The organism is Candidatus Paceibacterota bacterium (assembly GCA_041666915.1).
Lineage (GTDB): Bacteria > Patescibacteriota > Minisyncoccia > Phycocordibacterales > PALSA-1337 > C7867-002.
In genome coordinates, this window is sequence record JBAYFZ010000001.1 from 342048 (window position 1) to 357690 (window position 15643).

The following is a 15643-nucleotide window of genomic DNA, read 5'->3' on the forward strand; positions in this document are numbered from 1 at the left end:
TAAGCTACTATATTGGTTCAGTACGAGGGCCTGTAGCTCATCTGGTAGAGCGCCGCTTTTGCAAAGCGGAGGCAAGCGGTTCGAGCCCGCTCAGGTCCACTGATGTAAATCCTACGCTGAGACTATTACATGTTAAGTGGCGTGTGCCGTCACCGAAGCATAGGTAATCTTGAAAAGCCCTGAGGGGCTTTTCTGCTTTATGAGTACATCAAATTTTCCAATCTAGGAAAAATATTGACACATTATATATAAGTATTATAGAATAAAAAAAGACAAAAACCGCTAGTCAACTAGCACAACAAAAAGGAAAGTTAATTATGAACATTAACAATTCAGTCAAGGTAGCGCTGGCATGCTTTATGGGTGCCTTCATTGGCGCTTTGGTAGCACTTCAATTCCACTATGTTTGGTGGATCGGTGTTCTCATCGGTGGTATGGTTGGTTATATCAGTTACAATCTGGATGAAATCCCCTGCGCAGTAAAAAAGGTATGGGTAAATCTATCCGAGATAAAGACTGCTACAAAGGCATTCTTTGAAGACAGAGAATCTATAGTTGAAATTATAGGTCTAACGACCTTTTTATCTATAGGATCTTTCTTACTGATATCATTACTTGCCTCAGCTATTCAGTCCATAGAATCAACATTTATTCTATGGAACAACTTGTTACAAAATAACCAATTAAATTATCTTAATCCTCGTTCTCTTGAAGGAAAAGAACTAAATGGTTTAATTTTCTTAAACATTAATATTATTGTGATAGGGCTAATATTCTTGTTAATATCTCTCCTCTGGAGATTGAAAGCTCGTAATAATAGGACTAAATCTCGCAACGATCTTATTAAAAATTCTAATTCATTTCTCATCTCTGGACTTGTTTATATTTGCTTAGCCCCAATAGTGGCACCAGTAGTTATAGTCTTGGTATCGTTAATATTTTCTGCGGTAGTTATTTATGTCTCCGCAAAAATCTCATTGAAAGTTGTGTGGGGTACATTCAAGCTCATTCACTCTGATATTCGTATCTTGTGCATGACAGACGCGATGATCGGAGCAACAATCGGATACTATTCTGGTAATGCTCTATTCGGAGGTATCGTCGGTGCAATATTCGGTGTTCTAAATTACGAAATCATATCAAAACGCTGGTTCAAACTCGTGACAGTCTCAAAAGAAATCTCACAAGCCTAATCTAAAAATCTCAAAAAGCCGTTCACTATAAGGTGGACGGTTTTCTTCATATAGATACTAGTGCTTCCTCACCAACCCCAAAAGATGATCCACCAATTCATGTAAATCACTACCTATAGCACGAAGGGCTTTTGGTACAAGAGATTCTTTTGTAAGACCTGGGAGAGTGTTGACCTCCAGAGCATAAATTCCTCTCTTTGGATGAATGATAAAATCTGATCTAGAATAATGTCTCAAACCAAAAGCCTGATGAATCTTGCGAGCCAGCTCTTCAACTTCCCTTTTCGTTTCATTAGAAAAAGTGGCTGGCACTATCTCATGAGATTTATTTGCATACTTTGCGTCATAATCAAAAAAATCTGTAAAAGGACGGATTTCAACTGGTGGCAAAGCGTATAATTCTTGTGAACGAAAACCTTGGATGACACCACAGGTTGTCTCTATTCCAGAAATATATTCCTCCAAAATAACTGATGGACTATAGTGAGAAGCTCTCTCCAAAGCTGAGGCCAATTCATCGTAACTACGAATAATAGAAACTCCCACAGATGAGCCACCAGAAGTTGGTTTGACCACTCCAGGTAAGACGAATGACTTGAAAAGATGCTTTACCAAACCCTCAGAATTGTTTTTTATTTCTTTTGAAGGAATCTCAATCCAGTGAGGACTCTTGATACCATGATCTTTGAAAACCTTTTTTGAAATAGCCTTATTCATACCCATAGCTGAACCAACCGAACCAGAACCAGTAAAAGGTATGCCATGAGCTTCTAGTAAATGTTGGACTTTACCATCCTCACCATATGTACCATGCAGAGCGTTGAAAGCTATATCTATCCTATGATGAAGTCCGTTTATTGAAACAGGTACACCGTCTATATGCCAAGCACCATTACGATCTATGAAAATATCATGAACTTGATATTTGTGTCCGAGATTATCTTGAATAACTTTAATGACAGCAAGACCAGAGTTCATGGAGACTTCGTATTCCGAACTAGGTCCACCTCGGAGAACACCTACACGTGTGAGAATATTTGGCATACCTACATTGTATCGTAAAAGAAGAGACCCCACCAACTTCGCGCGAAGAAGTAGTGGGGTCAAGGGTCGACATCCAGTTGGAGGTACAAAGGATGTCTTATGGACCGGGAGGAAAGTTCTTTGACGCAAGTCTCGAGCGGTTCCGGTAGTATACTAGCATAACCATAGATAAAAGTAAAGAGGGGTTAGAAATAACCAAACACCAATAATCAATAACCAACCACCCATCGTGGCATTTTGGTTATTGGTGTTTGATTATTGGTTATTTCCTAATAATTACTCTCAACCTTCTTAGTCTGTGGTATCTGATAGCAAAACGATGTGCTTCAGCATTCAAAGCAATAATGTCTTTTTCGTACTTATCAATTAGATCCTGATTCCCTATCAACTTGTCTGCTTTATGATGTTCGTCTTTTGTAACAGCAATTACAGGAATATTTATCCTCCTTACTTTCAAAAGATTTTCAGCTGTCCGCATTTGAACTTCATTTCCATCAACAACGATAATATCTGGATAAGTCCATTCCGAATGATTCAATCTTCTTTCCAAAATTTCAGCCAGACCGGCATTATCATTATTCGCTTCCTTTGATATTTTAAATTTGCGATATTCACTATTTGCCAATTGTCCATTTACAGAGACCGTCATAGCACCAACAACGTTGGTACCAGAAATATGAGCCACATCATAAGCTTCAATACGAAATTCTTTTCCATTTGTATTCAAAGAATTATCGCTATTTGATTCATTTCTCTTTTTTATAAGAGCAATGTCGTTTATATGATCCAGAGCATAGAGCAATCTTTTGGAATGACCAGCCTCCTCAAAACGAAGTTCTTTGATTTCAATTTCCATATTCTTTTCAATACTTCTACGCAACTTTTTTGTATTACCTTCAAAAAATAAGACGAGATATCTGATCGTTTGCAAATAGACTTTCCTTGCGCCATCACTATCTCTTTCTGGTGAACGGCCAATAGCTTGATAAAAAGCTTCATGTCTAGGATCGTGAGATTTTTTATCTCTAAAAGGAAACATTTTGCGTAAGATTTTCAAAGCTTCTTTTATAAGACCAGAATCAGTAAAAGGACCGAATGATTTTAATATTTTAAATTCAATAGTTCCATCAAAAATTGATTTTTCCAAATCCCTAGCTCTAACCAAAAAAACTCTTGGCCACGACTCATCGGTGATGACTATATATTGGTCACTCTTATCATCTCTTTCATCAACATTGTATATAGGTTGATAACGCTTGATGAGAGCACTTTCCAAAATGATTGCTTCCAAGACTGAACCAGTCACCTCACATGTCAAAGATTTGGCTTTTGTGACCATATCTACAATACGTGGCCCACGGGTTTCAATAAGATCATTACTAAAATAACTCTTTGTACGATCTTTCAAAGAGGTGGCACGACCTATATATAGAGGACGTTTACGATAATCCCTGAATATATAGATACCGGGAGATTCCGGCAGTTTGAGTTTTTCTAGGTATTGACGTTTCATAATATATAAGATATCATTTGATACAGATAGTTTCAACCTCAACAACAAAGGAAAAATGAAGATTATAATGATACATAGAATGGGTGAAATGCGACAAAGTATAGGAAAAATCATCAAACCAGAACATGAATTCCTACATTTTGAAGATGCGAGCGCCAATATTCTAGCCTTTTTAGTATTAACCAAGCCAGATCTGGTAATAATACAACTAAGTATCATTCAGGCAATGGCGACGACGGATTTCATAACCACATTAAAAAATATGACATCAGCCGAAGTTTGGATTGTAAGTGGTGCCCTGGATGATGTCGCTATTCAAAACATGAATCTACCCTGGGTGGATAAAGCTTTGAACACAACGGATATCATTAATGCCCTAAGAGAAAAAGAGCTATTAAGGGCACAGATAACGCAATAGAACTACCCGCACATTGATAAAAATTGATGTGCGGTTTTATTTTATCTTAGTTAACAATGATCCTTTATTTTATTTTAAGCACCTTCTTCAAATATTTTCCAGTATAACTCTTCTCATTATTAGCAATATCCTCAGGAGTACCGCGAGCCACGATGTTACCTCCCTTTTCTCCACCTTCAGGACCAATATCTATGACATAGTCAGCATTCTTGATGAGATCAAGGTTATGTTCAATGACTACAACAGTATTACCTTTATCTACAAGCTTCGTAAGTATTTCTATAAGTTTTTTCACATCTTCATAATGCAAACCAACTGTTGGTTCATCCAAAAGATAAATAGTCTTTTGCATATGGGCACGATAGAGTTCAGAAGAAATTTTGACACGTTGAGCTTCTCCGCCAGAAAGAGTCGTAGCGGATTGACCAAGTTTGACATAACCCAAACCTACATCAAGCAAAGTCTGGAGACGATCTTCTACAGCTGGAATATCTTTGAAGAATTCCAAAGCTTCTTCTATGGTCAATTCCAAAACTTCATGAATATTTTTCTTACGATATTTTATATCCAAAGTCTCCTTCATAAAACGTTTACCATTACAGACGTCGCAAGTAACATAAACGGTTGGCAAGAAATGCATTTCTACAGCAATTTCACCGTTACCTTCACAAGCCTCACAACGACCACCAGCTCTATTGAATGAGAATCTACTAGCACTCCAACCACGAGCACGTGCCTCTGGTTCAGATGCAAAAAGCTCACGAATATGTGTCCATGATCCGGTATATGTAGCAGGATTGGATCTAGGAGTCCTTCCTATCGGCGATTGGTCAATGAGAATCACGCGACCAATATATTCTGAACCAGAAAAACTCTTGCAGTTGATAAGTTCATTTGAACGAAGACGAGCCTCATAACGAGCTTGGAGGTTGCGATATAAAATCTCATACATGAGTGATGATTTACCAGAACCAGAAACACCGGTTATGACATTCAAACAAGAAAGTGGTATATCAACATCCATATTTTTTATATTGAAAACATGACCACCACGTATCATGATCTTACCTTTTGGTTCACGGCGAGATGTAGAAAAAGGAATAACTTTTTCACCACGAAGATATGCCAAGGTTGCTGAATTAGAAGTATTTTTCTTGGCAGTCAAAAGTTCATCAAGATATCCAGAAACGACGACTTTACCACCATGAACGCCAGCTCCAGGACCGATGTCTATCATATAATCAGAAGCGAACATTGTATCTTCGTCATGCTCAACAACGATAATAGTATTACCGAGGTCGCGAAGACGGACGAGTGTATTGATGAGTCTGTCGTTATCACGTTGATGCAGACCGATAGTTGGTTCGTCTAGTACATATAAAGCACCGACGAGACCAGAACCGAGCTGTGAAGCTAGACGAATACGTTGAGCTTCTCCACCAGAGAGAGTATGGGCACGGCGATCTAGTGTCAGATATTCAATACCAACATTTACCATAAATGAAAGACGATCGGATATCTCACGTAAAACGACTTTGGCAATTTCTTTTTCTGATTCAGAAAGTTTAATAGCTTTGAAATATACTACGGCTTTTTCTATGGACATTCCCGTAATTTCAACGATATTTTTTCCGTCTACGATGACATGCAGAGCTTCATCACGAAGACGAGCACCTTTACAAGTCAGACAAGGTTTGTCACTAAAAATACTTTCTGTTCCGAGACCATTACAAGCAGAACAAGCACCGTAAGGTGAATTGAATGAGAATAATCTAGGCTCTATCTCTGGGTATGAAAAACCATCGTAAGGACACATGAATTTTACGGACATGAGGACTTCATTTGCGCCAGGATACTCAACTCTGATCAAACCATCAGCTTCTTGAATAGCCCTCTCCAAAGCTTCAGACAATCTCTCACGAGCATTATCAGCTTGTTTGGTATCTTTTGTTTGTCCTGAGCTTGTCGAACGGGTTTGTTTGAATTCACTAACGAAAATTTCATCAACCAAAACGTCAATGTCATGTTTCTTATTTTTATCAAGAATAATCTGATCGCGAAGTTTATGGACAACACCATCAATACGAACACGTTCATAACCTTTACTGAGCATATCGTAAAGCATTTGATAATATTCTCCTTTGCGACCAAGAACGACCGGAGCATAAATACGAATCTTTGCATCAGAAATATCTACACCATAAACTTTTTTTGCTTTAGAAACACGAGTAGTAACAGTATTCAAAATAGTTTCCATGATTTCTTCTTTGGAAACACGGTTGATGGGACGATCACAAACGAGACAATGAGGCTTGCCAACACGAGCAAAAAGAACGCGTAAGTAATCATAAATCTCGGTTATGGTAGCAACGGTAGAACGAGGATTATTGGAACGAGACTTTTGGTCAATGGAAATGGCTGGGGAAAGTCCGGTGATCTCATCAACGTCAGGCTTCTGCATTTTATGTAAAAATTGGCGGGCATAAGCAGAAAGTGACTCCACATAACGACGTTGTCCCTCTGCAAATATGGTATCAAAAGCTAAAGAAGATTTTCCTGAACCAGAAAGACCAGTGATAGCGATCATTGTGTTTCTAGGCATCTCAACCGTGATATTCTTGAGATTATGAGTCCTTGCTCCTTTGACTATGATCTTGTCTTCACCGACTATTTTTGGTCTTTTTGATGCGGGCATAGTGGGTGGATATTAACATGAAAATGAGCAAAATAAAAGCCCCACATTGCTGTGAGGCCGAGATTACATTCAATCTCGAAAGTTGGGTTAATTCTTGATTTTCTTTTGAGCAACACGCACCGTCTGATAAGTACCCAATTCCTCTTTATACGTGAATCTTGCCACCTGAACAGTATCACCCACAGCAAGTTTTTCACCAACAGAAGAGATGGCGACATATTTACCAAAACCACCAATTGAATCACCGTCGAGAACCTTCACTATCTGGGTAATAAAATTGGTTCCTGTAGGAGTCAGCACTTCTACGACAGTTGCTCCATAAACTTCTTCTGCCCAGTACATCGTATTACCAGCACGTGTTTCAGTGACCTTTGGCGATTTACATTTATCAACATACACCGCAAATGTCATAATCATGACCATCGACGCAAACGCAAATACCATCACCGCACTTAAAAGAAAAGTTCTAAACCATCTCATACAATAATCTTTCTACATTGTTTTCTGTGGCTCCGTTATTGGCCACATCTTTCAAGACTCAGTAAGCCCTAAAAGATGTGGTCAATTCAAAAGAAAATGTCAAAAAACTATACTAACACAATGATAGCACTATATATGCAAAATGTCAAGCAATCCACAAACAAAAAACCGCTAGCATCCACACAACCTGTGTGAACACTAACGGTTAGTTATCTGCTAAACCATCTGGCACTTAGCTGGCCGGACGATCTTCGCCGATGCCGACGGAGACGTTGAGGTTGAGGTTGAAATTAATTCCGGACTGGCACGTTGCGTTTTTCGGAGGTCCATTCATATGAGGCCTTTTATTTGGTTGTTTTTCAGAATAATCAGTTTAACTCCACGTTATTACGTGATACAAGTTAAACTTTCTAAATCATTCTGAGACAAAGCTTAGCACACTATGATTTTAATGTCAAGTACCTAAAAATACCGTAAAAAACACCCTGAAATCATTATTATTTCCCCTGTCCTACCATTTCTTGCATAACCATATGATTTGAACCCTTTTGTTTCTTCTTAACTTCAAAACTAAACTTATCAGCTTTGTAATCAACAGTAATGCGACCACCCTTCGTCACTTCCTCGGCAATGAGCAGGTTGGCGACTGGAGTCAATATCTTATTTTGAATGAGACGCTTCAAAGGACGAGCACCGTACTGAGGGTTGTAACCTTCTTTTGCCAAATAATCATAAACAGCTGGAGTGAGGATGAGATCAATATTTTTATCAACAAGACGTTTAACGACTTCGCCAACCTGTATCTCCACAATCTTCTTTATAGATTCACGAGACAAAATATCAAAAATCATTATGTCATCTACACGATTCAAGAATTCTGGTCTGAAGAAATCTTTCAAAGCTGAATTGATCTTATTTTTGGCTTCTTCATAATTGTCACGATCACGATTGTCGGTTTCTTTGGCAAAACCGAGCTTCTCCATCTTCTCAATATGTTGAGCACCGATATTAGAAGTCATGATGATAACCGTATTGCGGAAATTGACGATACGTCCCTTGGAATCTGTGAGGCGACCATTATCTAGAACTTGTAGAAGCACATTGAAAACTTCTGGATGAGCTTTTTCTATCTCATCAAAGAGAATGACCGAGTAAGGACGATGACGAACAGTTTCGGTCAAACCACCAGATTCATCATAACCAACATATCCTGGAGGCGCACCAATGAGCTTGGAAACAGAATGTTTCTCCATAAACTCTGACATATCTACACGAATGAGAGATTTTTCATCATTGAAAAGGAATTCTGCCAAAGCTTTTGTAAGTTCAGTTTTACCGACTCCGGTAGGACCAAGGAAAATAAATGAACCAATAGGACGATTTGGATCAGCGATACCAGCGCGTGAACGACGAATAGTATCTGAAATCTTTTTGACAGCTTCATTCTGACCGACGATGCGTCTTTCTAATTCTTGTTCCATTCTAGTAAGCTTTACCGCTTCTGATTCCAACATTCTAGAAACTGGAATGCCTGTCCAACGAGAAACTACCGCAGCAATATCTTCGGCATTAATCTCTTCCTTGAGAATCCTTCTTGATGATTGGAGTTTCTTCAAGCGCTTATTTTTTTGCTCCAATTCTTTTTCCAAAGCTGGCAATCTGCCATAACGAATCTCTGCCGCTTTGGCAAGATCGGTACGAGCTTCAGCCGCTTCACCTTCTATACGCAAAGCTTCCAACTCCTTTTTGATACGTTTTATATCCGTGATAGTTACCTTCTCATTTGTCCATTTGAGTTCAAGTTCCGAAGTACCTTCTTTGAGATCAGCAATTTCTTTTTCAATAGTAGCCATACGAGCTTTTGCAGATTTCTCGGTTTCTTTTTTCAAAGCTTCGCGCTCTATTTCCAAACGCATAATCTTGCGACGAGTCTCTTCCAATTGTGGTGGCATATTTTCTAGAGAAATACGTAAAGAAGAAGAAGCTTCGTCTATGAGGTCAACGACTTTGTCTGGCAAAAATCTGTCAGTGATATAACGGCTAGCCAAAGTAACAGCTGCAACGATGGCGTCGTCTGTAATACGAACACCATGGAACAATTCATACTTTTCTTTTAATCCACGCAAAATGGCGATAGCATCATCAATACTTGGTTCATTGACAAAAACTGGTTGGAAACGACGAGTCAAAGCTGGATCCTTCTCTATATATTTTTGATATTCTTTCAATGTCGTCGCACCGATAGCACGGAGTTCTCCGCGAGCCAAAGCAGGTTTGAGCATGTTAGAAGCATCCATAGAACCTTCTGATGCACCAGCACCAACGATGGTATGGATTTCATCTATGAACAAAACGATCTTGCCATCGGACTTTTCTACTTCTTTCAAAATGTTTTTGAGACGCTCTTCAAATTCACCACGATATTTTGTACCAGCAATGAGAGAACCTAGATCAAGAGAAACGAGCTCTTTATCTTTCAATGATTCTGGAATATCACCTTGTGCCATACGCAAAGCCAAACCTTCTACTATAGCGGTCTTACCAACACCGGCTTCACCAATGAGAATAGGATTGTTTTTTGTGCGACGAGAAAGGATCTGGATGATACGCATGATCTCTGCATCACGACCAATGACAGGATCAAGTTTATTTTCTTGAGCGAGTTTGGTGAGAGAACGAGCATATTTGTAAAGAGTTCTGAACTTTTTTGGTTCACCGTTTTTTGAAGGTGGATTGGTCTTAATCTCTTCTACAATCTTTGCGACAGCATTGCGCTCAATCTTGAATCTATTCAAGATATCTTTTGCCATGCAAGGAATATCAAATATTGAAAGGAAGATGTGTTCGGTTGAAATAAACTCATCCTTGAGAACAGTTGCAACCTTCACAGAGTTGTCCAAAATCTGAGCCAAATCTGGAGTGAGGTAAATCTGATATGAAGGAGAAAGGACATTGGAACCCTCTGGGGCTTCTATATGTTCCAAGACGACATCGGTAAGCATGGGAGTGTCCACTTCAAGCTTATCCAAAATAGAAGCAACCATACTCTCTTCTTGGAGTATGAGCGAGCATAGTAAATGGACAGGATTGACGTGGTTTTGTCCCCTTTCTATGGCCAATTCATGGGCTCTACGCAATGCTTCTCTGGCTTTTGTTGTTAGTTTATTGAGTGGAGGCATAATATTTTAGGACATACAGACTTGGATGCATTTCGAGACGTGAGTGAGGCTTGCGACCAAGCTGTATTTTTATATACAGCGCAGGAGCAAACGAACGAAACAACGAAGAAATGCGCCAAGTATGTATGTCCTATACTAATACAGAAAGACGGTGGTAGTCAACTATTAAGTAAAGGGATATCAATTAGTCACAATATTGCAATTTTAGACGGATGGCGTTATTATTCAATTACGATCCTTCTAAGATCGTCCTGCCCGAGGATTCGGGTTTACGATCCGCAAGACCTGGTTTAATACCAGGTTTTTGCTTTTTTACAACCGAAATATACTTCTTTATATCCTGTGCATTTATAACAAAATTACACACCTCTTTTAATTGATGAGTGATATTGCCACCTTTTATAAGTATCACTTTCTTTCCTTTTCCCTTCAAAAATCTGGCTAAATGAACAAAATCTGCGTCACCAGAAAATAAACAGAACGTATCATAATGATCGAGTAATTTAATCGCATCAACACTAATCTCAACATCAAAATTACATTTTGGAATATATACAAAAATTCCTTTTCTATCTGTATAAATATTTCGGGTATTATTTAATGTATCAATCTCATTTAGATAATGTCTAATTTTTTGAATATGTTTTGTAAACACTTTATTTTTACCAAAAATTTCCCTTGTGGCACGAATAAAACCGAATGAACCAGCATTTTGTGGATCATAACCATAATAAAAACGTTCGCTGTCGGAAAATAGTTGAACAAATTCATGTAATTTTTCTAAATCCACAACCAATTTTTCATCATCCGCTAGCGCAACATATTCATATGTTTGCTTATCTTCTTCAAACCAATGATTCACATTTCCAAAATCTATGAATGTAAAAATCCTGCCGAAATCAGAAGTAATACCCAATTCTATTTGAACATATTGTTTTTTAAATTCTTGTAGATCCATATTGATAAAAGTTAATTAATAAATTAGAAGTAACAAAAAACACCATATCTTTGGTACAAAACTAGACCGTATTTACGGAAAACTATTTATCTAAATTATTTCTCACCCTACAAACTCTCCACCTTCACCATTAGAACCTTCCCTGTTCTCCTATCCTTAACTTCAATAGAATTATCTTTGAGAGTTTTTTCACTGATGACATATCTTCGAGGAATACCTATAAGATCGGAGTCACCGAATTTTTCACCAGCACCACAATCGCGGTCATCATAGAGAACTTCAATACCTTTTGCAGTTAGATTTTTGTAGAGTTCATCAGCAGTAGTTTTGACGGTTCCAGATTCATTAAATAATGCTATGAGATGCACCGCAAATGGTGAGACTGATTCTGGCCAGACCAATCCTTTTTCATCAGACCAAATCTCAGCGATAGTACCCATAAGTCGTGGCAAACCGATACCATAACAACCCATAATAACAGGTGCGACTTTCCCTTCCTTGTCTGTGAAATTAAGTCCAAGAGCAGATGAGAATTTTGTGCCGAGATTAAAAATGTTGCCCACTTCAACAGCTTTTACTTCCCTTAGATCTGACCTCTTTATATCCAAATCTTTTAAGACTTCATCGTTTAAAACTTCCTTATTTACCGCCATCCGTTTACCATCATGAACATAAATAGTATCCTCACCAGCATCGGTAATTGTCTGAAACTCATGAGAGTACTTTGAGAATGAGCCTCCAGCGGCAAATGTCATATAAGTTTCGTTACCTAGACCTGCCCTATCAAAAATCCTCACATAAGCAGCTTGAGCTTTTTTATAGAACTCATCATGAGTTTTCTCATCAACATTAAAAGAATACAAATCCTTCATGAGAAATTCCCTTCCTCGCATGATACCTGACTTGGCTCGCTCTTCATTACGAAACTTAGTCTGAAATTGATAAACTGCTTGTGGTAGATCTCTAAACGAACGAACATGATCCTTCATTAGAGAAGTTAAAGGCTCTTCGTGTGTTGATGCCAAACCTGCTTCACTACCATTCTTGAGTTTGGTCTTGAACCAATTGTCTACAACAGCATCATCCCAACGATTTGTAGCTTCCCAAGTTTTTTTATCTTGCAAAGCAGTGAGATGAACTTCTTGTCCACCGATAGCATTCATTTCTTCACGAATAATACCGATAATTTTATTTAATGTTCTAAGTCCCAATGGCAAAAAAGAATATACTCCAGCCATTTCTTTGTTGATGAATCCAGCTCTGATGAGCAACTTGGCATTCTTGGAGACTTCATCTTTTGGAGCTTCACGACGAGTCTTTGTAAATAAGTTTGATTGTTTCATTTTATTATTATAACTCACTGTGTCATTCCCGCGAAGGCGGGAATCCAGGATTATTACGGATAAATAGTTATCGCTAACCCAATGGTAACACACTGGATTCCCGCCTTCGCGGGAATGACAACAAAATTATTTAAACATCTTAGCAATATCTTTATAAGTTACAACTACCATAAGTATCATAAGGAGAACAAAACCGACAGCATTGACCGCATTGGAATACTTCGGCGGTAGTCTGCGTCTGATAACCCCTTCAATAATAACAAATAAGACTCTTCCGCCATCCAAAGCTGGAAAAGGAATGAGGTTAATAACTCCAAGATTAATGGAGATCAAAGCTGTGATCATAAGTAGATAAGTAAAACCTAGTTCAGCAGCACCGCCCACTATGCCAGCAATACCAATAGGACCAGAAACGTCTGAGAAATTTGCATCACCTTTGAAAATATTTGCAATAAAATTATAAAGACCAACGGCAGTATCACGAATCATTATGAGAGTATAGTGAGCACCTTCATAAATCGCAGAGAAGAAAGAAAGTTTTATATCAACGACACCACTCATGGCAATACCGATAGCATATTTATCTTTTACAATTCCAGCGATTGGTTCTATGGTAGTAGTCGCGAGATTATTGGCACGCTTGTAAGTCATGAGAACTGGAGTTCCCTTGCTTGAATTTATTACATCTTGAATACTAGTTATAGAAGAATTTGAAAATGGTTCATCAGATACGACCATGCTAGAAAAACTTTCTCCATTACTTCCCTTTATGTCACCGATGACATCTCCAACTTTCAAACCAGCTTTTTCTGCTGGAGAACCGGGAGATACGAGAGTTATCATTACTCTTTCATTCTTGAAATCAGAAGAATATCTTTCAAAACCTTGAGGATCTGCAGTCACACCAGAAATAAAAACTATAATGTAAAGAACCCAAGCAAAAATAAAATTAAATAAAACACCAGCAACCAAAACCATAATCTGTTGCCAACCTTTTTTATTAACAAAACTCCTATCTTTATCAGAACCACTAATAGATTCCTCATCAGGATTTTCTCCATGAATCTTCACGTAACCACCAAAAGGAATAAGGTTTAGACCATATTTCGTCTCCTTTTTTCCCCAAGACAGAATCCTTGGACCAAAACCAATCTTGAATTCATCAACCCTGATACCGTTCCATCTAGCAAAAAGGAAATGTCCGAGTTCGTGGACGAAGATGAGGACTGCGAGGACGAGGAGGAAGATTATGGCGGTTAGCATAGAGAAATGAATTTCTAATTTTTAATTACTAATTTCTTGCGTTGTCATTCCCGCGAAGGCGGGAATCCATGTTTACCACATGGTGAATTAATTATTTGTTCGTAATAATCCTGGATTCACCGGTCCATACGACATGATTTTGCTAAATCACCTTCGCGGGAATGACACAGTACAATTATCCCAACACTTCCTTCTCTTTTCTATTAAAATGTTCCTCCAACTTTTTATTGAGATCATCAACCAATTTTTGAGTATCGCCTTTCAAACGGAAGATTTCATCTTTACCATAACCACCGTCTTTTTCCTTGGCTTGCAAATCCTTGATAATAGTATCGCGATGACCACGAACTTGTTTCTTGGCTTCTTCAAGCTTGTCCTTGGCCAACTTGGCAACATCTTTACGACGATCTGCCGTGAGCTCTGGGAACATGGCACGGAGACCTTGATCATCTACAACTACTGAAACTCCTAGATTGGCGACAGTAATAGCCTTTTCAATATCCTTCGTCTGACCTTTTTCCCAAGGAGAAATACGCAACGTCCTTGCGCCTTCAATAGTGACACTAGCCAACTCCTTTATACTCATAGGAGCACCGTAAATCTCTACCCTGACTCCATCTAGAATCTGAGGCGATGCTTGACCAGTACGAATCTGAGTAAATTCTTTCTTGAGCCATTCTTCGGTATTGGCGAGCTGTTTTTTGAACGGATTGAAATCGTAGGCCATAGGTTTAATGATTAATTGATAGTAATTGCATTATAGCATATATCACTATTCACTAAATAACTACAACTTTGCACTTTGCATTTTTCACTTTGCACTTAGATATTCAATGCCACATATTCCAATAACATCTTCAACGAAGGCGATCTATCACTGACATATTTCCTAGCTGTCTCTGTAGCAATCAAAGATTCCAAATTCCCTGCCACACCTTTTTTCTTATAGACTTCTTCTTGAATTGCATTAAGGAAATTTATAGCATGTTGCTTGGTCTTTTTTTCTTTTGTTATTTCATCCAAAAGATTTTTGACCATTTCCAATCGCTTGGCAGGATTGAGACTGACAAACTTCTTTGCGTCAGCAGTGACTTCAGAATCATTACCGGAATTCCCTCCACTCTTTCCACCTTTTCCCTGAATCATTTCAACAAATGAAAGACGCGACTTGACCGTCGGTAAAAGTAGATGAGACCCCGGGATTATGAGGAAAAAATGAGCATACTCAGCAGGCTCTTCTAATAATTTGAGTAAAGCATTTTGAGCTTCAACATTTATATTGTCAGCGGTAATAATAAAAATTTTTTTACCCTCATTTTGTATTGGTCGCATTTCGTGAGCCAATTTCAATTCGCGAGCATCGTCAATAGTAAAATTCTCATATCTTTTTTGAAACAAATCAGAATTGCCATGAATTGGTATGGAGTGCTCTTCATTCAAGATAACTACGAGCTGATCCCTGACAGAATCTCCACCTATCAAACAATACGCGTGATGAGAAAGTGATTTTATAGAAAAAGAAGGAGACATGGGGGTATTATAGCAGAATCAAGGTGC

Annotated in this window: 12 protein-coding genes and 1 tRNA gene; 3 read left to right on the plus strand and 10 right to left on the minus strand. The window is 38.4% G+C overall.

Going from position 1 to position 15643, the window contains the following annotated elements; translation table 11 throughout:
- Positions 1-26: 26 nt before the first annotated feature.
- Together WCS89_01925 and WCS89_01930 are read left to right on the plus strand one after the other, a co-directional pair.
- A tRNA-Ala gene (locus WCS89_01925) sits at positions 27-99 on the plus strand.
- Positions 100-317: 218 nt separating this feature from the next.
- Positions 318-1193 carry a hypothetical protein gene (locus WCS89_01930; GenBank protein MFA6554244.1) on the plus strand — a complete coding sequence of 292 codons (876 nt, stop codon included), beginning with the start codon at positions 318-320 and terminating at the stop codon, positions 1191-1193.
- 57 nt (positions 1194-1250) lie between these two features.
- Here the strand turns inward: WCS89_01930 and WCS89_01935 are convergent, their stop codons facing one another.
- The gene (locus WCS89_01935; protein ID MFA6554245.1) at positions 1251-2237 is read right to left on the minus strand and encodes a D-alanine--D-alanine ligase; all 987 of its coding nucleotides are present in this window, start codon (positions 2235-2237) and stop codon (positions 1251-1253) included.
- A gap of 262 nt (positions 2238-2499) precedes the next feature.
- Entirely contained in the window at positions 2500-3750 is a 1251-nt protein-coding gene (locus WCS89_01940; protein MFA6554246.1) for a GIY-YIG nuclease family protein, read from the minus strand.
- A gap of 55 nt (positions 3751-3805) precedes the next feature.
- Here WCS89_01940 and WCS89_01945 point away from each other — a divergent pair, with 55 nt between their 5' ends.
- Positions 3806-4168: a hypothetical protein gene (locus tag WCS89_01945; GenBank protein ID MFA6554247.1), complete on the plus strand. Its 363-nt coding sequence runs from the start codon at positions 3806-3808 to the stop codon at positions 4166-4168.
- Between the two features lie 64 nt (positions 4169-4232).
- Here the strand turns inward: WCS89_01945 and uvrA are convergent, their stop codons facing one another.
- The 8 genes from uvrA to WCS89_01985 all read right to left on the minus strand — a co-directional run bounded on the left by uvrA (position 4233) and on the right by WCS89_01985 (position 15616).
- Entirely contained in the window at positions 4233-6863 is a 2631-nt protein-coding gene (uvrA, locus tag WCS89_01950; protein MFA6554248.1) for an excinuclease ABC subunit UvrA, read from the minus strand.
- An 87-nt stretch (positions 6864-6950) separates the two neighbouring features.
- Positions 6951-7280, minus strand: coding sequence for a hypothetical protein (locus WCS89_01955; GenBank protein ID MFA6554249.1), 330 nt, complete (start codon positions 7278-7280; stop codon positions 6951-6953).
- 560 nt (positions 7281-7840) lie between these two features.
- Positions 7841-10522: an AAA family ATPase gene (locus tag WCS89_01960; GenBank protein ID MFA6554250.1), complete on the minus strand. Its 2682-nt coding sequence runs from the start codon at positions 10520-10522 to the stop codon at positions 7841-7843.
- Positions 10523-10751: 229 nt separating this feature from the next.
- Positions 10752-11480 (minus strand): NYN domain-containing protein, encoded by a 729-nt coding sequence (locus WCS89_01965; GenBank protein MFA6554251.1) that lies wholly within the window; start codon positions 11478-11480, stop codon positions 10752-10754.
- A gap of 107 nt (positions 11481-11587) precedes the next feature.
- The gene (locus tag WCS89_01970; protein ID MFA6554252.1) at positions 11588-12823 is read right to left on the minus strand and encodes an aminoacyl--tRNA ligase-related protein; all 1236 of its coding nucleotides are present in this window, start codon (positions 12821-12823) and stop codon (positions 11588-11590) included.
- A 126-nt stretch (positions 12824-12949) separates the two neighbouring features.
- Positions 12950-14086 carry a site-2 protease family protein gene (locus WCS89_01975; protein ID MFA6554253.1) on the minus strand — a complete coding sequence of 379 codons (1137 nt, stop codon included), beginning with the start codon at positions 14084-14086 and terminating at the stop codon, positions 12950-12952.
- A gap of 175 nt (positions 14087-14261) precedes the next feature.
- Positions 14262-14813 (minus strand): ribosome recycling factor, encoded by a 552-nt coding sequence (frr, locus tag WCS89_01980; protein ID MFA6554254.1) that lies wholly within the window; start codon positions 14811-14813, stop codon positions 14262-14264.
- A 95-nt stretch (positions 14814-14908) separates the two neighbouring features.
- Entirely contained in the window at positions 14909-15616 is a 708-nt protein-coding gene (locus WCS89_01985; GenBank protein ID MFA6554255.1) for a hypothetical protein, read from the minus strand.
- Positions 15617-15643 lie beyond the last annotated feature (27 nt).